Source organism: Frateuria aurantia DSM 6220, from assembly GCF_000242255.2.
Taxonomy (GTDB): Bacteria; Pseudomonadota; Gammaproteobacteria; order Xanthomonadales; family Rhodanobacteraceae; genus Frateuria; species Frateuria aurantia.
Map to the genome: position 1 here is coordinate 3,021,475 of NC_017033.1, position 19,895 is coordinate 3,041,369.

Here is a 19,895-nt window from a genome sequence, read left to right on the forward strand (position 1 = left end):
ACCGTCATCACCGGCGCTGACCATCCGCATCATCGCCGCGCGCAAAGACGCTTGCCGCGAAACTGCCGGAGGCAGTTCGAACCATGTGAGGCACGGCCCTTCCCGGCGTGGCCACAACACCCCCGGATATCGCTTGAGTCTGCTCATCAACTGGCCGTCAATCTGCCATCAGACGTTCGACAAAGGCATCCACCACCTCGAAATGCTGTTCCCAGCTGGGCGGCTGATAGCCTTGCAGCCGCTGTAGTTGAGCCGCCCGGAGCGGACTCTCTGGCTGCGCATATTCCGTCACCAGGCGCGCCCAGCCCGGACCATCCAGCGGATCCAGATACTCCGGAATATCTCCGGCAATCTCATGAAACACGCCAAGGTCACTGGCAATCACCGGCACGCCCAGCTGCAAGGCCTCGACCAGCGGCATACCATAGCCTTCGACAAACGAGGGAAACACCAGCGCCTGGGCATGCTGCAGATACAAATGCAGCCGCTTGTCAGAACACTCCGACTCTTCGATCACCTTGCCTTTCAGAACCTCGCAGCGCTCCAGCATATCCACCACATTCTCGCACTCCCAGCCCCGCCGCCCAATGACCACCAAGGTCGGCGCCTGATCCCCCAAGCGCTCGACCAGATCCCGCCACACATGCAGCAGCATCCAATGATTCTTGCGCGGCTCGATGGTGCTGAGCATCACGAAATAGGGCTGGTCCAGTGGCCGCTCGCCGAGAAAGCTGACCGGCGTGCCGCCGGCAAGCAAAGCGGTCACCATAACGGGGACGGCACATCCCAGACGAGGTGCCGTCAATTCGATGGAGTGCGCGGTGTCGGCCGAGTTGGCAATGATGCCCGCCGACCTTTTCATGGCCACCGTCATCCGACGGGACTGAGCCGGCAGCACGCCAGGCCGACAGTACTCAGGATGGGTCAAGGGAATCAGATCATGGATCAGTGCGACCACCTTGATACCACGTCGTGCGAGGCCGTCGTAGTAGCGATCAAACTCGATGCCGGAGTGGGCGGTATGCAATAACAGACCAGATACTTTTGCCGTCCAGGGAGCCTCCAGCACCGCGGCAACGACATGCCACTGCAAGGCGCGTTTCAAATGTCGCCCAGACTCACCCATCAGAAGGGCAAACAGCTGACGTGATCGAGACGCGCTCAGTATCGTATAAAACCCCTTCTCCGCCAGAACCGCCCGGGCATGAGCCCCGTAATGCCGGACATAGGCCAGACTGACACGGTCCACGCCCGTTGGCAGCAGCCCCTGAATGGCCCGGTCCACCAGGCGAGTCACATCTAGATATATCTGCGGCACCGCAGCTCCAGCCCGTCAACTAAACAGCCCACAGTCTAAAGCAGGCAATAGCCCCGCCCCAGCCTTGAGCGAACGGATCTGCGTCGAAATTTGCCCCCCGCCATGACATACTCCCTCGACGTTACCCTGACCATAGGTTTGCCCAACGCATGCGTCGTACCACCTCCTGGCTAGCGTTAGCCTTTGCCCTGTCCAGCTCGCTAGCGCTGAGCGGATGTGCCGGCATTCCTACTTCCGGCCCTTCGACCAAAGACATCAACAATGTTGCCAAGCAGACCAAGGCAGCGGGCATTCAGATTGTCGATGTCAACGAAGCCGTCGCACAAAAGCTGTTGAATGAGCGCCAGCAAGACGATTTCACGCGGACCCTGGGCACAAAACCCAGTTTCCAGCAGCAGTTTGGGATTGGTGACACGCTGGATATTTCCATCTGGGAAGCGCCTCCCGCGACGCTGTTCGGTGCCTCCTCCGCTGATGGCAGTGCCATGTCCGGCACCTCTCATGTCACCAATTTGCCTGTGCAGATGATCGATGCCAATGGCAAGGTCAATGTGCCTTTTGCCGGCGAGATCACGGCCGCAGGAAAAACGGCGGTCCAACTTGAGCAGCTGATCGCCAACCGGCTCAAGGGCAAGGCCAACCAGCCGCAGGTACTGGTTCGTCTGGGACGCAACAGCAACTCCTATGTAACGGTGATGGGAGATATTCCCAACAGTGCGCGAATGGAGCTGACCCCCAAGGGCGAACGCATTCTTGACGCCGTCGCCAGTGCCGGTGGTATTCGTCAGCCCATCAACAAGATGACAGTGCAGGTCACTCGCGGGGACAAGGTTGTCTCCCTGCCGCTGGAAACCGTGATTCGCGAGCCCAAGGAAAATGTTCCGCTGAAAGCGGACGATGTCGTCACCCTGCTTTATCAGCCCTACAGCTTCACCACCTTGGGAGCGGTCGGCCAGACCCATGAGGTCAACTTCGAGGTCCAGGGCATTACCCTGGCACAGGCGCTGTCACGCTCCGGCGGCCTGGAAGACTCCCGCTCCGATGCCCGTGGCGTGTTTGTATTCCGTTTTGAGAAGCCTGACGCGCTGCCTTGGCCCAACCAGCCAGTCAAGGCTCGCGCAGATGGTCGGGTCCCCGTCATCTATCGTTTCAACCTGAAGGATCCGACCAGTCTGTTTGTCGCTCAGACCTTTATGATGGACGACAAGGATATGTTGTATATCTCCAATGCCCCGATTGCCGATATGCAGAAGCTGATGAATATCATCTTCTCCTTCGTCTATCCGATCACCAATATCGGCGTAATCGCTCGTTAAGCCTGCCGGGCGTGTATGGCCCGTGCCATGCACGCCCGCACAACAGAAGATGCCGCCGTGAACTCCATGCATATCTGCATCGACGGCCACAATCTGGCCATGCCTCAAGGGACAGGCGTAGCAACCTACGCCCGCAACCTTGCCAATACGCTGCGTACCATGGGTAACTCGGTATCAGTACTTTTCGGCGCCCCCATTTCCAGCAATACCTCTGCGTTGCTTAAGGAAGTATCGTTCTACGACTATCTGGCGAATGGCAGCAAGCCCCTGCCCTTCCTCCCTGACCTGAAACGTTACCTGAGTGACGCCTTCCGTGCCCCGCGAGGCATGACGGCCTATCCGATTCCGGATACCGCCTATGTTGAAAAACGCGTATTTCAAAGGCGCCTGCCACAGCAGGCCAACATCCTGAATGCAGACAATCTCTATGTGATGGCCCGTCAGTATTTCTCCAGGCATGGCCGCTTTATGGAAATACGACTCCCCCCTGAGATACAGGTCATGCACTGGACCTATCCTCTACCTATCAAGGCTGCGGGTATTCCCAACTATTATACGATCCATGACCTGATTCCCCTCAAATTGCCGTATACCAATGTGTATTCTCGCGGAAGCTACTATCGGCTGATACGTGAATGCATCAAAGCAAGTACGCGTATCTGCACAGTATCTGAGTGCTCCAAGGCCGATATCGAGCTGTTCTATCCAGAGGCAAAGGGCAAGGTGGTCAATACCTATCAGTGCTCAGACATGGCCGCGGCTGAGGATAATCATGCTAGGACTTTCGCACTAGCCGGGCGCAATCCCTACGGTCTGGTGCCCGGTGGCTACTTCCTATATTTCGGCGCCATCGAGCCCAAAAAGAATGTAGGGCGCCTGATCGAGGCCTATCTTCAATCGGGCATCGAAACCCCGCTGCTGATCGCCGGCAAGAAAGCCTGGCAAGCCGATCAGGAGCTTGCCACATACGAGGCGCTGGCCAAGGTCGACCCCCAGATCAAGGAGCGGATCCGGTTGCTGGGCTATGTTCCCGAACATCTGCTGGCTGAACTGCTGAGCTCCGCCAAGGCTGTCTTGTTCCCGTCACTGTACGAGGGCTTTGGCCTGCCCGTACTGGAGGCCATGCAGCAAGGCGTGCCGACCTTGACCAGTGGAGAAGGTGCGCTGCGCGAAGTAGCCGCCAATGCGGCCATATGCGTGGATCCATTCAGTATCGAGTCGATTTCCGAGGGGATACGAGCTATCGACCACAGTGAGGCCACGCGGCATCAACTCAGCCTCGCTGGGAAAGTCCAGGCCAGTCTGTTTGGAGCCTCACACTATCAGTCCAGACTCGAATCGCTGTACCTATGAAGCATGACGCGATCCCCACCGAAGCCATCGTTCGGAACATCCACCACTCGCTGAGCCTCCTTATTCAAGGACCTATCGCAACAGGTGAAATCCAGCCGCTGTCATCGGCCATCGCGCGCTATCGCAAGGAGTTTCCGTCAGCGGCAATCATCGTCGCGATATCGCCCAGTTCCAGCCAAACAAATGAGCAGCTCATAGATATAAGCCGGCAGCTTGCCGAGATTGCCGACACCGTCACCATTGCTGAAAGGTGCCCCCCATTGTCTCCCGTCAAATCAGGCATCGGGCCGAATTACTTCAATCAGCAAAGAGCCGCTGCCCAGGCTGGCCTTAAGCACATCACGACAGCATATACCTTGCGCATACGGTCCGACATGCTGGAAATCCGGAAAGCGATCGTAGACCACTATGCAGCTAACTTTGACCGACCTCGTGGCCCTTTCCCGGTGCTGCATCAAAGGATTCTGATCGCTCCTTATTTCACCTTGAATCCTCTGACAAACGAAAGGCTGTGCTTTCATTTCAGCGACTGGCTCCATCTTGGTCGGACCGAGGATTTACGCCGCATATGGACAGTGCCGCCCTACCCCGAAGAATACAGCGACTACTACCGTCCTGACCTTGAAGATTCCAAGGAAAGCGACGAGACGAGAAAATTCCGCTCCCGGCTGGCAGTAGAACAACATCTATATTTCAGCCTGCTGGCCTCGACCTATCCACAGTTGTGGCTGAGTCACCACTCCGATCAGCGGAGTGCAATCCCGAGCCTTCAGGCATTGGCGGACAATTTCGTCATCGATGACATTCACAGGAGCCACGCAATACCCAGCAAGTATACCAACCTGCTCTCTGACCAAAGTCTTGAGATTACCTGCCTGACCTATGAGGACTGGATTCATCTGACAGATGGCAGAACGGCACTGGGTATTATCGATATCTTCAAGGGAAAGATAAGCGCTTCACTAGAGATGAAAAAAAGACTGCTAGCGGCCGTACGCATCCCCAGAAGTCGAGTAGCGGGAATCATCGTCAAAGCCATTACTCTTCTTGCCTATGCCTTTAGCGGGAATAAATCCAAAAAAAAACTACGCGAGTCACCCGGACTCTACTTCTACGATATCAAAAGCCATCCGGGAAAAATAATTTCCGCGCTTTTCTTTTTATGCACTAAAAATTGCTAGGGCAATACCCGCCACTGTCCAGGCAGATCATCCCGTAAATATGGCGACCCAGGCACCATCCTGAAGCGTGCTCACCAGCCCCCACTGGTAAAAGACGAGAGCATCAGCTCAAGCCCTTTCCCAGCAAAGAAGCCAACTTCTTAAAGCGCGGATATCAGGCACGACCCCATCTTGGGCCTTATGCGGTGTAATGTAAGCCTCCCCGAAGTTTGGACATCAATAACGAGAAACTTCGGCGAGTTGAGTCTCGTACCGTTGCCGGTACTCGACGGGGGTTAGGTTGTTCAAGCTGTCGTGGGATCGTTCTTCGTTGTACTCGATTTGCCAGTCCCAGGCCATATCGCGGACTTCGTCCAGCGAGTCAAACGGTAACAGTCAAGGATGCCTTCCCGGAAACTACGGTTGAAGCGTTCTACATAGCCGTTTTTCTGTGGCTTCCCTGGCGGCATGTAGTCAAGTGGATAGCGTGTTTTTCGCACCATTCCCCCAGTGCGCCACCGATGAATTCCGGTCCGTTGTCGACGCGTATCGACATGGGGAGTGGACGCCAGGTGTTGATCTGCTCGAGCACGCGGATGACCCGTGACGAAGGAAGTGATGTATCGACTTCGATGGCCAAGGCCTCGCGGTTGAATTCATCGATCAGGTTCAAGGTACGGAAGCTACGACCGTTGGTCAGGCGGTCGCTGGTGAAATCCATCGACCAGCCTTGATCTGGCGCCAATGGGGCTACCAGGGGCTGTTGGACCCTGGCAGGCAGACGATGCTTGACCCGGCGACGCAGGTTCAGGCCAAGCTGTTTGTACACCCGATACACCCGTTTGTGGTTCCATCGATGGCCTGCTCGCCGTGCGCGCATAAAGCATTTATGAAAGCCCCGCCGAGGACGACGCGCCACGCAATCGCGTAAAAAGGCCTCGATCACCGGATCATCAGCCGCCGGCCGGCCACGCTTCACGTAGTACCAACTGCTGCGCGGCAAGTCCACCACACGGCAGCCAACGCGGGCCGGAATGGACCCCGCCTCGACCAGTCGCGCGACGACATCACGTCGCTGATCGAGGCTCAGTACTTTTTTGACAGTACGAGCTCCATCGCGTGGGCACGCAGGCTCAGATCGGCGTACATCTGCTTGAGTCGGCGATTTTCCTCCTCCAGCTCGCGTAGCCGCGACAGCTCGGAGGCATCCAGACCGCCGTACTTTGCCTTCCACTTGTAGAAGGTCGCCGGGCTCACGCCGACCTGGCGGCATAGATCGTTGACGGGCACGCCCGACTCGAACTGCTTGAGGGCGGCCATGATCTGGCTTTCGGTAAATTTGGATTTGCGCATGTGGGTCTCCTGGTCAAAGTGTGCCAGAAGCTTCTACAAATCACTGTCCAACTTTGGGGGAGGCTTACAATCAGCATGCTCGTCCGACACTGAATTTTTTATGCTAAATGCAACCCATACCTCACACCCATATCACTATGAGCAAGAAGCAGTAAAAATACACCCCGGCAAAAACTCTTGCCGGGGTGACGAGTAAGCATATACGAGATGTAAGCCTCAAACCCTATAGGAAAAATAACTAATACATACGACCCAAGAGTTTCGCAAGAGAGCTCCTAGAGTCGTAAAAAAACAAACCAGGATTGCGCAAAAGCTTGTTCTTCTGAGGCACAGTCAGGAACGGACTCAGTATTGAAACAATGATTCTCTGATTGTACTTAAGTCGACCATTACCTCCTGCATTGATATAGATTGGTGTAGGAATCGGCCTATCGCTCACACTGGAAGCTTGGTTTACGCTCGGTGGCGAGTCAAATGAACGATTGTCCGGCACCACTCCCGACGCAATTTTTCGACTATGAAGAGTTGAAGCCACCAGCTCTCTGTGATCTACAAGTCCGCCCTGGATCTTTGAATCGTATCGGCCCCAGGCCATACCAATCTCGTCACTTGAAAAAGGCGCATCCCGAAGCACGTCCTTCAAATCACACTTCAAGACAGAGTTAATCAACTTGCCTTCATCATAAATCCAGAATGATGCAAAAAACTTATCATCCCGCACAAAGCAAAAAACAAATTTATCCTTAAACCCAATCAAGTCCACAGCCCCATCTACCACTTTACAGTGGGAGACGTTAACTTCGCCACCGACATTAAATAGCGCGCAATAATAACCAGACGGATTATTATCCTCAAACCTAATCTCCAAAAAGCCATCAATGCGACCAAAACCCTTGCTGAGAACGCATGGAATATAACTAATGGGGCCGACCTCCCCCCTCATAGTCGACTCCATGGAACATATCTTGTCTGCAAAGAACTTGGAAACGTCTTCAAGCACAGGGAGATGATCTGTTCTTGACCACCAAGTATGCTCTTGATCATGCATTACCCTGGAGATGTCATGTATACGCATGGGCAAATGCCGCATAAGCGCGTATGGAAGATCAACAAGGGCAATCTCTATTTTATTCTCAAGCAGGTTTTTAAGAAGAATGGACTCTGGATTAAAGAATAGATGACTGATATTTCTCTTAATGTACTCGAATGTCCTGAAATAATGCTGCATCACACTAATTCGACCGATCGCAAATTGATCATTGATCCCCTTCGAGTGAAAGGATCTTGGGACATAAACCGCGCCGGGGAGAAAGTCCCCGCCATCGCTAATGGAGTACAAAATCTCCTTGAGCGACTTATCAAAAAAGGTGTCCGGCCTAATTCTCACCACATAATCATAATCACCAATATCATCGCCTATTAAATCAAAGCTTTCCTGAATACTATAGAACATAGAAAGACTTCCGTGGTCGCGATTGGGTTTAAGTCGCGGCTCTCGAAAACGTATCTTTCTCTCAAGGTCTCTAAAGGACTTCTTCTCTTCAAAGAGATATCTTTTCGGGTTGAGCTCATCAATAATCAATGGCTCACTGGTGTTTCTCCATCCATGGATGTAAATATCGACATCGACTCCAGAAAGGAACGACTTAATCTGACGGACCTGCTGCTCCGGAGTCCGATGAACGACATGCCTGAACTCTCCACTAATACAAATCGCCACCTTCTTTCTCAGCCATACATTATGGTGCGAAGATATTGTGGCAACGAAATAAGGCAGTTTATCGAGCTCAGTTAAAAAGCTGGGACTTATAAAAGGCGGCTCCAATCGCACAAAAGCCAACTTGTACTTTTCAAACAAGGGGGCAAGAAGATGTATATCCGACGGAGAAACTATATTTAGGAGGTAATCATTGCCAAAAAGTGAGAATGGCAGCTCATCCAATATAAATCTACCCGATACCTCTGCTGGAAGAAGCTCATCAATAGCGGATTTGAAATCGACTATATCATACTCATCGGAATAATACTTTTCTATGTAATTGTAATAAAGTACATTTTCGAAAAAATCTAAATCAGGGAGGGATGAGTGGCTATTCCAAGTACGATCATTGGGCGTCTTGATATAATCAAGAAAGAGCGGTCCTAAATTGCTTTCAATAAGGTCACGCGCCTTTTCAGTCTCATAAAACCAGTGGAAATACTCCATGTACCAGCGCTTGCTGGCATCAACCTGGAGAGTTTCACCTACATTTTTATTGACCTGAAATCCAGTCGATCGCTCCCAGAGCCACCCGCGTGGCTTTGTCTCGGTATAAAACACATATTTAAGCTTCGCATAGTCGTTGACCAGATCCATCATTCGGAAATCTTTCCGAAACAACCCTTCCGAGTCGAGCACTAGCGACCACTCAGACTGGACGGCTAGCAGACCGCCCATTTTTTTCACTGTCTGAAAAGTGAATTTACCTACTCTGCGAAGAAACTTCGCCGGACTCTCTTTGATGCCGAAGTGAGCAAGTACATCCTCGGTGAGGACTATTTTATAATCTCTAACTTCCGCAGCATCTAAAATTGAACTGAAAATTTTGACATTCTTCTTTTCCACCACTGTAATAAGTGATAGGTTATCGAAATCCAGGCAGTACTTCTTGAGCGTTTCAATCATGGTGCCGTATTGAACGGCGTGCTTTTCAAAGCTGGGGGTTACAATTGAGACTTTATTTTTGTTGTACATCGGCGCGGCACTCTCGCAATCAACCTTAAGCCTAGAGGGATTTAATTCACATCTCAAAATGACCAGCTTCCATTTTGCTTGAGTGCCTCATACTCGCTCGGGACGCCGCAAAAAATCACTTCGCCTCGCGGAATACTGGTATAACGAATGTTGCGCCCCATTTGTATTAGATGATTATATATGGGGGCAACGTAAAGTTCAGGGGAGGACGGTGACTTTCTCTCTTTTTCAAGGGCATCACGGAAATCGCTTATTTTGGCGAAGTGATAAAGTCCCGTGCAACAATTATTTGATATCGCTTGCTTTTCGGCTGTTCGAACTGCCTTGCCGGACTGAGTTCCGTCATCTAGGACAAATGACCAGTTACTCCCGTCCCCAATGAAAGTCTCCAGAAATCCGTCACCTCGTTGTTCAGAACTAGGCAATACAAAATTGGGTCGGAATGTGTCGATATTGAAGATTGCAAGACCTTCGCTACCTGCATCGTCAACACCTTGGAGACCAAGCTCGACCGTTTCAGCTTGCCCCTTTGTCATTTCATCCAGAATAACAATTTTGGCGGCTTCCAGACCGTGAGCGCGCAGTCGCTCTCTTACAAATTCAGGCGCCCCAAAATCATTGCGCATGATAAATACAAAGGATTCGGCCGGATAAGCTCCAGTAAACCCTTTAATGGAATAATCAAAGCAGGTGCTGTCATTTAGTGGGAGCATGAATTTAGGGCGGTCATAGCCAGCCTTGAGGAAGCGGCTACTCATGCCTACCATCGGAAACACAATCATCGGGACATCTCCGCCATTTTCGAAAGTCTGAATGCATTGGCCAACATCGCCATCTGCCGTTTGCTGCCATGATCATGCAGAGGCAGCATGCTAAGGAACAGCAGCGCAACCAGAGCCACCGTCTCGCTGCTGGTGGTGGCATATCGTCCGATCTGCAGTTCAGAATAGATATCCATCACCCGTTGGCGATGAGAATCCTCACCAAAGCAAAGTGAAATATCGTAGCGCCGGTCGTAATTCAGGGAGTAACGGCCGGCAATCAGGAAGTCATACATTCCGTAAATCGAATGACCCAGTTTGGCGATGTCATAACGCGCATCACCAAACTGGGTCAACATACCGTTGGAAAGCATGCCTCGCGGATCCACGACACGGACGCGATTTGACCGGAAATCATAGAAAATATTGGCGAAGTGAAAATCACCATGCCACATGCTTATGTCAGCCGCCTGGCTCGGCTTGACCATCTGGATGAGCTGATCTGCCAGGCCCCGCAGTGAAAGATACGGCTTGCCGTCCACCGTCCATTCGCGATCCAGGTCCAGTCCATGCGACTTGCCGAAAGTTTCGAGGCGCTGCCTTGTCTTCAGAGCGATAATGTCATCGAAGAACAGTTTCGGATAATGGGCAGGGACCTCGAAATCCTTGGGTCGGATATCCTGCATCGCCTCCAGAAAGTTGACGCAACTGCCTATCATGGTCTGCCAGGAGGCTTCCGGCAGGGAGGAAAAGCAGTAGAGCTCGGAGATCAACGGGAAATGCAGATATTCCAGCTCGTAGGCGATCGGATTCTCGCTTTTGAAGCCCATATAGCGCGGCGTGTAACTGTCAAGCGCACGCGGCAGGTTCTGGAACCACATGGCCTCGGCGTAAATCTTGCGGCTGGGCGTGCCAGTCTTGACCACCGAAAATCCATCGCTCTTGACGCTGTTGAAGGAACGTGCCAGCAGTTCACGGCAACGGGACTGGTGGTAAGTGAACAGATGGCCGAAATCCAGCCAGGACGGATCCTGGATCGCCGAGAGTCGCCGCGTCGCATTGTAGTCGGCCAGGGCATTGATAAAGCTGTCTGCATGCACCGCCTTTCTGAGGCATTCCAGGCTTTCAAACAAAAAGGCGCCCGCGATGATTTCACCTTCCAGAGCCTTGTGCGCATCCAGCATACGGAAGACCGCGTCGCTGCCTTGCTGCACATACTCGCCCCAGCTGGCCGTATGACGGATCGTCCCCACCGCAAAACTGTCGGTCGACCAGGTCGAAAAATCTTTGATCAGCGTATCGCCGAACAACACATAGGCGGCCCCCTCGCCTTCCGTCGCATCCAGGCAGGCGCGGAGACTGTCGATGGAATCGCCCTCGGCCAGGGTGCGGATGATCGTGACACCTAGCTCAGTGAAGCGGCGCTGATCGAAGGGGGATATCTCATAATCGATCGGCAGCGCAAGCAGGATACGTGCCCCCGTGCTCTGCGCCAGCTTGATCTGGTCTTCATAAAGCGGCTTGCCACCGTTGGGCAGCATGCTGGGAGGAATACGCCCGAATTCGGCAATCAGTTCATCACCGACGTAGCTACCGCTCAGGATAAGGAAATAGGGATTACTCACCGGCAGGCTCCGCAAACGTCGATTTTTCCTTTTCGAGCAGCTGGCTTATCTGCTCGAAGCTGAGATTGGCAAATTCGGACGGACGGACAGCCCTGTCGTCAACATAAAAACCCTCGGTACCGCACCATGGCTTGCCGACAATGACCTGATCGAAGGGAACCGCATGCTTCTCAAGCCAATTCATAATGATCGGGAGCGTATTGGCCTTGATGGCATCCACATCGCCATTGAACGTACGCATATTGCGACTGGTAAAAATGGTGATATGAAACCCTTGCTGCTGATAGCGGCGCAAGCTTTCGATAATCGGGAGGTTGGGCGTTGCCAAGCTGTACTTCAAATCCTTGTCCAAGGATTGATCCTCACCCTGCATCGGTGTGCAGATGGTGTGATCCAGATCCATTACAATATTCTTCATTTGCCTACCTTGGTCTGGCCAATATATTTTTTATCTCCGGCCTATGCCGGCTTCGCCTTGCTGCATGGGGCCAGATTGCTACGCAATCGACGCCCTGCATTGAAACACTTCCTTGCCTGTCGCCGCGACGGAGATGCGTGTTGTCGACCTGCCTTCAAATATAAATAGCCATCCATTTGGATCGATGCAAGCACTGGCTGCAACGCCCGCCAGAAAGCATGCGCCGGCGTGCCATCTTTCGCGCAGGTCTGGTAAGGACTTTACATGATGTATGCTGGCAAGAAAATGTGCTCACGGCGCCGGCCCGGATGCAGTTCAGCCAGGTCATGCCTTCGATGATCACGTCCTTCGGCTTCCGTGCCCCTCGCCTCCAATGTCTCGTCGTCTTGACCCATATAGCTGATACATGCCGACCGAACCCCTGGCTCACGCCCCGATCTCCGACTCCGATATTTCCATCCTGCTGCAAGGCGGCATCAGTCAGCGGAATTTGTCGCAGATCCTGAGGAATCTCAGTACCTGGCGACGCCTGTTCCCACACGCTGAGCTTGTGCTGGTGATCAGCAGCTGTGATCTTCCCGACCAACTCCCCCATGCCGGTGCACCCTCCATGGGGCAGATGCAACAACAACTGGAACGGTTTCAGGTCAAGGCCTTGTTCGCGCCCTATCAGGCGCCGCTGCCAGGGATGAAGTCAGACAGCCCCGGCGACAATAACGTCAATCTGATGATTTCAGCCGCCAAGACAGGACTGGCGGCGGTCGGGCGGCGCTATACGCTCCGAATCCGTAATGATCTTGTATTCTGCAGCCGAAATTTTCTGGATATCTACCATACTCATTCCGACACTTCGAACAATCAATGGGCCATCTTTACGCAACGCATCATGATCGGCGAAGTGTTCACGCTGAACCCGATGACGCTGTCGCGCATGCCTTTTCATTTCAGTGACTGGTTTCAGTTTGGCCTGAGCGACGATTTGCGGAAAATATGGAATGAAGTCGGTTATCTTCCGCTGATGGATGCCGCCTGGTACAAATTCGAGCCGCTACCAACGCGCTCGAATGATGTCGAGAGAAGATTTTTTACCCGGCTGGCTCCTGAGCAGTGGGTCAGCTTTCCTGTCTTCAAAAAATGCTTTCCGGCACTGCAGCTGAACCAGTTCAATGATCCAGCCAGCCAGGAGGAGTCCATGGCCATCCTGGCAGCCAATTATCACGTCGTGAATCTCAAGGAAATCCACGCCTATATCGACAAGTACCAAGACATCATCAGTCGAATGAGCGTCTATACTCGCCTGGAGTGTCTCAGCCAGCAGGCCGTCGACCATTATATCCAAGCCGATCCGCAGCAGCGCCTCGTTCTGAAGCAAGCTTGGCAGCGCAACGCCATCCGGCTCGAGCGCAAAGTCCGGTTCAGGCAGTCGGCCTGGTTTCGCAGGATATGGCGACCTCTGACGCGGCTCTACAAGGCGTTACTCGGCCCAGGCTGATCATGTGTCCCTGCTGTAGAAATGGTAGGCATCATCGACATTGTCAAAATGATGCAGAACCCCGTTTTCAAGCACGCTGGCCCGATTGCAATAGGATTTGATCATCCAGGGGTCGTGCGACACCATGATCATGGCCCGGTCACCACGCTCTTCAAACAAGGCCTGGCGGCATTTGTTCTGGAAACGCTCGTCACCGACGGCCAGCACTTCATCGATAAGAAAGCAGTCGAACTCGATGGCCATGGATATCGCGAAACCGAGCTTGGCCATCATGCCGCTGGAATAGGTCTTCACCGGCTCGCGCAGATAGCGGCCCAGCTCCGTAAAAGACTCGATAAAAGGCAAGGCTGCGCGGTAGTCAGCATTGTAGACCCTGCAGATAAAACGCAGATTGTCGATGCCAGTAAGACTGCCCTGAAAACCGCCTGCAAAAGCAATCGGCCAGGAAACACTCATGCCTCTTACGATCTGACCGTCACTGGGGAGGTCGGCGCCACCTATCAGGCGAATCATGGTCGACTTGCCAGCACCGTTACGCCCCAGAATCCCGACGCGCTCCCCCTTGTGGATGGTCAGATTGACCCGATCCAGCACGGTTCTCCAGCCATGGGACATCCGGTAGCGTTTGCTGACATTGGTCAGGGTCAGTGCCGTCATTTGTCCGACCTATGAGAGATGTCGCGCACAACAAACAGCGCCAGCAGCGTGATGATCGAACAGATGATTACGACATAGTTCACATCATAAATGGCCTTGACTGAGGGGCCGTAATAACCACTGCGGAACAGTTCAACCGTATGCGGCACCGGAAAGATCATCACGACTTTCCGTAGCTGCGGTGGCAGCCAGCTCGCCATCACAAATGCTCCAGATAGTGGCAACTGAAAATAGGCCAGAGGATGCCAAATCTTGTCCACAAGTTCACTGTACTCAGTAAGACCGCCAATCAGCATCGCCATCGCCGTTGAATACCAACACAGCAAAGCCCATCCACCCAACATCTTCAAAAGGTCAGATGGTGGATCTATCCACCCCATGGCAACAAAGGCCGTAAAAATCATGACCGATGACAGCGTGATTCCACCCAGTTCAAGCAGGATCCGCGCCCAGAAAACATCAATGACTCGAACGTTGCGGTGAAACAACAGGCTGCGGTTGGGTTCCACTGAGTCAACGCATCGATTCACCGTATTCCGCCAATTCAAAATGGTGGAGTAGCCTGTAATGGCAAAAGAAGCCACGCTGATGTGGTGCTGACGCCCGAGTTCGTGGGAATAGGACCAGATTGCCACGATACCCAGCGTAAACATCATCGGCTCGGCAAACATCCAAGCGAAGCCGATATTATGCCGGCCATAACGCGTAATGATTTCGCGCATCAGAATCGCATGAATAATCCGGCACTGGATTTTGAGTGCCCCGAGAAAGGCAAGCAGTCTTTTGCCGAGAGTCATCGGTCAATCCCGGTGCTCATTGACACTTTCGACCAGCAGACTCAGTACAGCCCACAGCACCAAGCCACCAATCAACACCGTGAGAATGCCGCGAATCCGCTTGGGCTTGATCGCTTCATCAGGCAGATTCGGCTGCACCAAGCGCTCAAGATAGATCTGCTTTTTCTGCGCCTGGGCCCGTGCCTGCTCCAGGTTGCCCATGGCAGCTCCCAGATACTTGGCCGCGAACTCAGCTTCCAGCTGCAGATTGGTGTATTCGGTCGAGGTCGCCGCCAAGGAGCCGGAGGCGGAAGTCACCCCGCCTCGTGTCTCTGCGATCTGCTCCTGCAATGTCTTGATGCTGCTGCGAATCAGCGGGATCTGCGGATTGGCGGGGCTGACCTGCTGCAGCTGGCTCAGCTGCGTCTCCGCCGCGAACAGCCGGTTCTGCAGCGCAGCTACCTGCTGCAGACTCAGGGTCGACTGGCGATCCGGGTCGAAGGTCGCCGACTTGGCCCGATAGGCCGCAAGGGCTTCCATCGCCTTTTTCGAGCGCTGCTCGGCTCGATCCACTTCGCCCTGTGAGAAGGCCTCGGCATCATCCGCAGCTCGCCGGTTCATCTCGTTGACCAGAGACTCGCCCAACTCCAGCGCCTTCTCGTTGAAATCATGGGCGTCGCGTGCATTGAAGGCATCGATCTCGAGGGTAATGATGCTGGACTCATCGTCCATCTGCACATCCACCACCCGGCGCTTGTAGTAGCGCCACAGCGATTCGAAGGTGTTGTGCCAGCCGGTGTGATAGCGGCTCAGCCAGTCGCCTTGCCGCGAGTAGGCATTGGCGAGCGCATTGTGAGTATTCAACTGCGCGAGCGCATCGCGGGACTTGAGGTAGTCCACCACGGCATAACTTTCCGTATTGCCGCTCCCCGCCCCGGCCATCATTTGGGCCAGCACGCTGCTGCTTTGGGCCTTGTAGGGATTCTTGACGATAAACCGGGACTCCGAGACATAAACATCGGAAGTGATCAACCCGTAATACAGGATAGCCAGAGCGACCGGCAGGGCGACGGTCAGATAGAACAGGGGGGGGAGCTTTCGGAGTCTTGCGGAGACAAGCGCACCTCGACTCGGGACTTGTCCATCTGCGGCCGCAGGAAACAGCTTGCTCATCGTGAAACTCCGAACCTTGGGATTGTTGGCACGCCAACGGCTGCCAGACTGTATACCGGACCTTTCATGGTAGCACCAAAGCCCTCTATACCGGGCAGCACCGCGCAGGTCGTGCAACGGTAAGTCCCGTGCGGCGTGTGCTCAGCTTGCTTGCTGTATAGTCCGGCCTTGGCATTTGTTAAATTCATATGATTCTCGAGAAAGTGGCCTTCGATGCAGAAGCGTAGGTACCTGGCATTGCAGGGCACAGCCTCCCCGTTCTTTGCCCGTATCCAGCAACAGCTTGTCCAGATGCGTGCCTCCTCCCTGCGCGTCAACTTCTGCGGCGGCGACTGGTTGTATGCGGACCGCGCATCGGAGGCGTATGACTATGCCGGAACCGAAGAAGCTCTTGCAGACTGGTACCGTAACGCGCTGAACACCCGGCCTGTCACCGATCTGCTGATGTTCGGTGACTGCCGCGCCGTGCATCAACCGGTACATGCCGTCGCGGCCGAGCTAGGCGTCCGCGTGCACGTCTTCGAAGAAGGCTATGTACGGCCGCACTGGCTGACCATGGAGCGTCACGGCGTCAATGGGCGATCCTTGCTGCCTAAGGACCCGGCCTGGTATCTCGAGCATCGGAAGTACACGCCACCAGCACCGCCTGCCTTTGCAACGGGCTACAACCTCTACGTGCGTGCCTACCACGACATCCGTTACCGCATCGCCAACGAGCGGATGAAAGCGCGGTTCCCGTATTACCAGAGCCACCGACCTTACGATGGGCTGACTGAATACAAGGGGCTCATCAAGCGCAAGCTATTTCTCCAGCCGGGCTTTGACCGTGACTCGAACAAGGTGGTGGCGGAGCTCGCCAGCGGGCGGCGCCCCTACTATGTGTTCCCGCTGCAACTGAACTCGGACTCGCAGGTGGTGGTGCATTCGCCGTTCAGCGGTATCCGCGAGGCGATCGAGCAGGTGATGCGTTCGTTCGTGGCGCATGCGCCCAGTGACGCGCTACTGGTGATCAAGAACCATCCGCTGGATACCGGGCTGGACGACTATCATGCCTATGCCTCGCAACTGGCGAACGAGCTGGGCATGTTGGATCGGCTGCGCTATATCGAGGCTGGCCATCTGCCGACCTTGCTGGACCATTCCAGAGGCGTGGTGGTGATCAACAGCACCGTGGGCTTGTCGGCGATCCATCATCGCCGTCCGTTGATGGCCTTGGGCAAGGCCATCTACAAGATGCCGGGCCTGACCTGGCATGGCTCGCTGGATGATTTCTGGTTGGGTGGCGAGCCCCCGGATATGGGGCTTTACTACGCTTTTCTGGACTATGTTGTGCATCACACCCAGATCAATGGTGACTTTTACTCCAAGACCGGCATTGAGATGGCGATTCCGGCCATCATCAAGCGACTGGAGGCCGATGATGCGTGAGCTTCCGCGGAACGTGGTGATCACCGGTGCCAGTGCCGGTCTGGGACAGGCGCTGGCTTTGGCTTATGCTGCGCCGGAGACGGTGCTGGGATTGGTCGGTCGCGATGCCGAGCGGCTGGCGATCACGGCCGAGCTGTGTCGCCAGCGCGGTGCCCCTGTAGTCACGGGCCGCTTTGATGTGGCGACGCAGGCCGCTCCATTGGCGGCCTGGCTGACGGAGTTTGACCGTGCCCACCCCATCGATCTGCTGATCGCCAATGCGGGGGTGGCCAGTACCTTGTCCGACGATGCGGACTGGGAAGACCTGGCCCGCAGCCGCGCGGTGATTGATACCAACCTGTATGGCAGCCTGCATACGGCTTTGCCGACCATCGAGCTGATGCGGGCACGCAAACGTGGCCAGGTCGTGCTGATCAGTTCCCTGGCCGCTTTTCGAGGCATGGCCGTTTCGCCAGCCTATTGCGCAAGCAAGGCCGCGCTGCGGGCCTGGGGTGATTCGGTACGTCCCCTGTTAGCCAAAGATGGCCTAAGCTTGTGCCTGGTTTACCCAGGCTTCGTAAAGACCGCGATGAGTGATGTATTCCCCGGCGAAAAGCCGTTTCTGTGGACGCCGGAGCGCGCCGCGGCGCTGATCCAGTGCAGATTGCGCGCCGGTGCGGCCGAAATCATGTTTCCGCGCCTGCTGGCCGAGGGCATTCGCTGGCTCAATATGCTGCCGCCCAAAATGGCAGACTGGATACTGGAACGGCTGTCGCTGGCCCCGGCCAAGAGCCTCTGAAGGTGGTGCTTGTCCTGCTGGGTTATCTGTTGGCGCTGCTGTTGTCCTTTGTCTCGGATACGCGCGCCCGTCCCGGCTCGGCCCTGCCCTGGCGGCAGCCGGTGGTGGGCCTGCTGCTGCACGCACTGGCCACGGCGCAGATCTATGCACTGCTGCTGGCCGCTACCGGACGCATCGGTTTTTCGGTGGTATTGAGCATCGCCATGGCAGCGTTGGTGGTCTTTGTCAGCAATGCCAAGGTCGATGCGCTGCAGGAGCCGCTGGTCTTCAGTGACCTGTTTTTGAGTCGGCAGCTGATCCGTTACCCCCGGCTGTATTTCCCCTTTGTGGGCGGCAGCTCCTGGTGGCGCACGGTGCTGGTGGTGCTGATCCTGTGCCTTGGCTTCGCCCTGGATCATGCCCAGCCGGCCCGTTTCCGCCTTGATGCCTTGCTTGCTTTGCTGCTGGTCAGCCTGCTGATGCTACCGCTGGCGCGTTGCCTGCGCTTGCAGCTTGAGCCGATACCCGATCAGCTCCGACTGGGATTTTTCGCCAGTTTTTATGCCGGGCTATTGAACGGGCTGCGCCCGGCGACAGCGCAGCAGCTGCAGCATGCACTGCAGCACGGACCGTTTGCCTCGCCGCCATCGGCTGATATGGCGGATGACACGGTCCGGCCTGATGTGATCCTGATCCAGAGCGAATCCTTTTTCGATGCGCGCCGCCTGGGACCCGAGGTGAATTCCGATCTGTTGCGGCACTTTGACCGGGCCCGGCGCGAAGCCATATCGTATGGCGACCTCAGCGTGCCGGCCTTCGGTGCCAATACCATGCGCACCGAATTTGCAGTGCTGTCCGGCCTGGCCACCACCGCCCAGGGATATGCCTGTTATTACCCCTATGCCTTTGTGAGGCATCCAGTGCCCAGCCTGGCAGGCTGGTACCTGGATCAAGGTTATCGGACCTGCTTTGTGCACCCGTACCACGCCGATTTCTTCGGGCGCGACCGGGTCATGTCCTGCCTGAAGTTTCAGCAGTTTATCGATATCAAGGCCTTCTCGGCAGAAGACCGGCAAGGCCCCTATGTCGGTGATCGGGCGGTGACGGCCAGGATCATGGCGCAGCTCGAACAGGCCGAGTCTGCCGGCAAGCCGGCCTTCGTGATGGCGGTCACCATGGAGAACCACGGCCCCTTGCATCTGGAGCAGGTATCCCCGAATGAGTCCAGTCGTTATCATGCTTTCGGAGAAGGGGGGCGCCTTAATGATCTTGCGGCGTATCTGCGACATCTTGCGAATGCCGATGCCATGATCGGGGATTTGCTGGAGTATCTGCAACGGCGCAGCCGTCCCTCCGTCGTTTGCTTCTATGGAGACCACGTGCCTGCCTTGCCCGATCTGTTCGCCCGTCTGGGCAAGCCGCAATCCGTGACAGACTATTTTATCTGGCACAGCAAGGCTGCGGCCGGCCCCCACCGTCGCAACCTGAACGCCTGTGAGCTTGGGGCAGCACTGGTTCAGGCCTCAGCTTCACCATCCTCCTTATGATCCCCCTCCTACCCCATGACGCTGGTA

At 55.0% G+C, this 19,895-nt stretch carries 15 protein-coding genes and 1 pseudogene; 7 read left to right on the forward strand and 9 right to left on the reverse strand.

Annotated elements, in window-relative coordinates:
* Window positions 1-157 precede the first annotated feature (157 nt).
* Entirely contained in the window at window positions 158-1,318 is a 1,161-nt protein-coding gene (locus tag FRAAU_RS13910) for a glycosyltransferase family 4 protein (protein WP_014404153.1), read from the reverse strand.
* Window positions 1,319-1,467: 149 nt separating this feature from the next.
* On the opposite strand from FRAAU_RS13910, the gene FRAAU_RS13915 reads away from it, so the two are divergent.
* From FRAAU_RS13915 to FRAAU_RS13925, 3 genes are all read left to right on the forward strand, one after another.
* Window positions 1,468-2,634: a polysaccharide biosynthesis/export family protein gene (locus FRAAU_RS13915; protein WP_014404154.1), complete on the forward strand. Its 1,167-nt coding sequence runs from the start codon at window positions 1,468-1,470 to the stop codon at window positions 2,632-2,634.
* Between the two features lie 66 nt (window positions 2,635-2,700).
* Window positions 2,701-3,987: a glycosyltransferase family 4 protein gene (locus FRAAU_RS13920; protein WP_041270605.1), complete on the forward strand. Its 1,287-nt coding sequence runs from the start codon at window positions 2,701-2,703 to the stop codon at window positions 3,985-3,987.
* Window positions 3,984-5,168, forward strand: coding sequence for a WavE lipopolysaccharide synthesis family protein (locus tag FRAAU_RS13925; RefSeq protein ID WP_014404156.1), 1,185 nt, complete (start codon window positions 3,984-3,986; stop codon window positions 5,166-5,168). Before FRAAU_RS13920 ends, FRAAU_RS13925 begins: the two co-directional genes overlap by 4 nt.
* Window positions 5,169-5,384: 216 nt before the next feature.
* Here the strand turns inward: FRAAU_RS13925 and FRAAU_RS13930 are convergent.
* The 5 genes and pseudogenes from FRAAU_RS13930 to FRAAU_RS13955 all read right to left on the reverse strand — a co-directional run bounded on the left by FRAAU_RS13930 (window position 5,385) and on the right by FRAAU_RS13955 (window position 12,038).
* Window positions 5,385-6,500 (reverse strand): annotated as a pseudogene (locus FRAAU_RS13930) (IS3 family transposase).
* A gap of 238 nt (window positions 6,501-6,738) precedes the next feature.
* Entirely contained in the window at window positions 6,739-9,234 is a 2,496-nt protein-coding gene (locus FRAAU_RS13940) for a hypothetical protein (protein WP_014404157.1), read from the reverse strand.
* A 53-nt stretch (window positions 9,235-9,287) separates the two neighbouring features.
* Window positions 9,288-10,016: a glycosyltransferase family protein gene (locus FRAAU_RS17015; RefSeq protein WP_014404158.1), complete on the reverse strand. Its 729-nt coding sequence runs from the start codon at window positions 10,014-10,016 to the stop codon at window positions 9,288-9,290.
* On the reverse strand, window positions 10,013-11,635 hold the full coding sequence (locus FRAAU_RS13950) for a hypothetical protein (protein ID WP_217176230.1): 1,623 nt from the start codon (window positions 11,633-11,635) through the stop codon (window positions 10,013-10,015). Before FRAAU_RS13950 ends, FRAAU_RS17015 begins: the two co-directional genes overlap by 4 nt.
* The gene (locus FRAAU_RS13955) at window positions 11,613-12,038 is read right to left on the reverse strand and encodes an HAD family hydrolase (RefSeq protein WP_014404160.1); all 426 of its coding nucleotides are present in this window, start codon (window positions 12,036-12,038) and stop codon (window positions 11,613-11,615) included. Before FRAAU_RS13955 ends, FRAAU_RS13950 begins: the two co-directional genes overlap by 23 nt.
* Window positions 12,039-12,444: 406 nt before the next feature.
* On the opposite strand from FRAAU_RS13955, the gene FRAAU_RS13960 reads away from it, so the two are divergent.
* A complete protein-coding gene (locus FRAAU_RS13960; protein ID WP_014404161.1) occupies window positions 12,445-13,530 on the forward strand; it encodes a WavE lipopolysaccharide synthesis family protein in 1,086 nt (361 codons plus the stop codon).
* Here FRAAU_RS13960 and FRAAU_RS13965 read toward each other — a convergent pair whose 3' ends face one another.
* The 3 genes from FRAAU_RS13965 to FRAAU_RS13975 are packed head-to-tail and all read right to left on the reverse strand — an operon-like array spanning window position 13,531 to window position 16,136.
* Entirely contained in the window at window positions 13,531-14,187 is a 657-nt protein-coding gene (locus FRAAU_RS13965; RefSeq protein ID WP_014404162.1) for an ABC transporter ATP-binding protein, read from the reverse strand.
* Entirely contained in the window at window positions 14,184-14,984 is an 801-nt protein-coding gene (locus FRAAU_RS13970; RefSeq protein ID WP_014404163.1) for an ABC transporter permease, read from the reverse strand. Before FRAAU_RS13970 ends, FRAAU_RS13965 begins: the two co-directional genes overlap by 4 nt.
* Before the next feature lie 3 nt (window positions 14,985-14,987).
* On the reverse strand, window positions 14,988-16,136 hold the full coding sequence (locus FRAAU_RS13975; RefSeq protein WP_014404164.1) for a KpsE/RkpR family capsule polysaccharide export protein: 1,149 nt from the start codon (window positions 16,134-16,136) through the stop codon (window positions 14,988-14,990).
* A gap of 213 nt (window positions 16,137-16,349) precedes the next feature.
* Between FRAAU_RS13975 and FRAAU_RS13980 the strand changes: the two genes are divergently transcribed.
* Genes FRAAU_RS13980 through FRAAU_RS13990 form a run of 3 tightly spaced genes read left to right on the forward strand, consistent with a single transcriptional unit; the run spans window position 16,350 to window position 19,868 of the window.
* Window positions 16,350-17,564, forward strand: a complete 1,215-nt coding sequence (locus tag FRAAU_RS13980; RefSeq protein ID WP_014404165.1) for a capsule biosynthesis protein — start codon at window positions 16,350-16,352, stop codon at window positions 17,562-17,564.
* Window positions 17,554-18,342: an SDR family NAD(P)-dependent oxidoreductase gene (locus FRAAU_RS13985; RefSeq protein WP_041270608.1), complete on the forward strand. Its 789-nt coding sequence runs from the start codon at window positions 17,554-17,556 to the stop codon at window positions 18,340-18,342. Before FRAAU_RS13980 ends, FRAAU_RS13985 begins: the two co-directional genes overlap by 11 nt.
* Before the next feature lie 2 nt (window positions 18,343-18,344).
* Window positions 18,345-19,868, forward strand: a complete 1,524-nt coding sequence (locus FRAAU_RS13990; RefSeq protein ID WP_014404167.1) for an LTA synthase family protein — start codon at window positions 18,345-18,347, stop codon at window positions 19,866-19,868.
* Window positions 19,869-19,895 lie beyond the last annotated feature (27 nt).

Bases quoted from the DNA above. Each gene is read 5' to 3' on its own strand.
- FRAAU_RS13915 (WP_014404154.1), top strand. From the start codon at position 1,468: ATGCGTCGTACCACCTCCTGGCTAGCGTTAGCCTTTGCCCTGTCCAGC.
- FRAAU_RS13920 (WP_041270605.1), top strand. From the start codon at position 2,701: ATGCATATCTGCATCGACGGCCACAATCTGGCCATGCCTCAAGGGACA.
- FRAAU_RS13925 (WP_014404156.1), top strand. From the start codon at position 3,984: ATGAAGCATGACGCGATCCCCACCGAAGCCATCGTTCGGAACATCCAC.
- FRAAU_RS13940 (WP_014404157.1), bottom strand. From the start codon at position 9,234: ATGTACAACAAAAATAAAGTCTCAATTGTAACCCCCAGCTTTGAAAAG.
- FRAAU_RS17015 (WP_014404158.1), bottom strand. From the start codon at position 10,016: ATGATTGTGTTTCCGATGGTAGGCATGAGTAGCCGCTTCCTCAAGGCT.
- FRAAU_RS13955 (WP_014404160.1), bottom strand. From the start codon at position 12,038: ATGAAGAATATTGTAATGGATCTGGATCACACCATCTGCACACCGATG.
- FRAAU_RS13960 (WP_014404161.1), top strand. From the start codon at position 12,445: ATGCCGACCGAACCCCTGGCTCACGCCCCGATCTCCGACTCCGATATT.
- FRAAU_RS13965 (WP_014404162.1), bottom strand. From the start codon at position 14,187: ATGACGGCACTGACCCTGACCAATGTCAGCAAACGCTACCGGATGTCC.
- FRAAU_RS13970 (WP_014404163.1), bottom strand. From the start codon at position 14,984: ATGACTCTCGGCAAAAGACTGCTTGCCTTTCTCGGGGCACTCAAAATC.
- FRAAU_RS13975 (WP_014404164.1), bottom strand. From the start codon at position 16,136: ATGAGCAAGCTGTTTCCTGCGGCCGCAGATGGACAAGTCCCGAGTCGA.
- FRAAU_RS13980 (WP_014404165.1), top strand. From the start codon at position 16,350: ATGCAGAAGCGTAGGTACCTGGCATTGCAGGGCACAGCCTCCCCGTTC.
- FRAAU_RS13985 (WP_041270608.1), top strand. From the start codon at position 17,554: ATGATGCGTGAGCTTCCGCGGAACGTGGTGATCACCGGTGCCAGTGCC.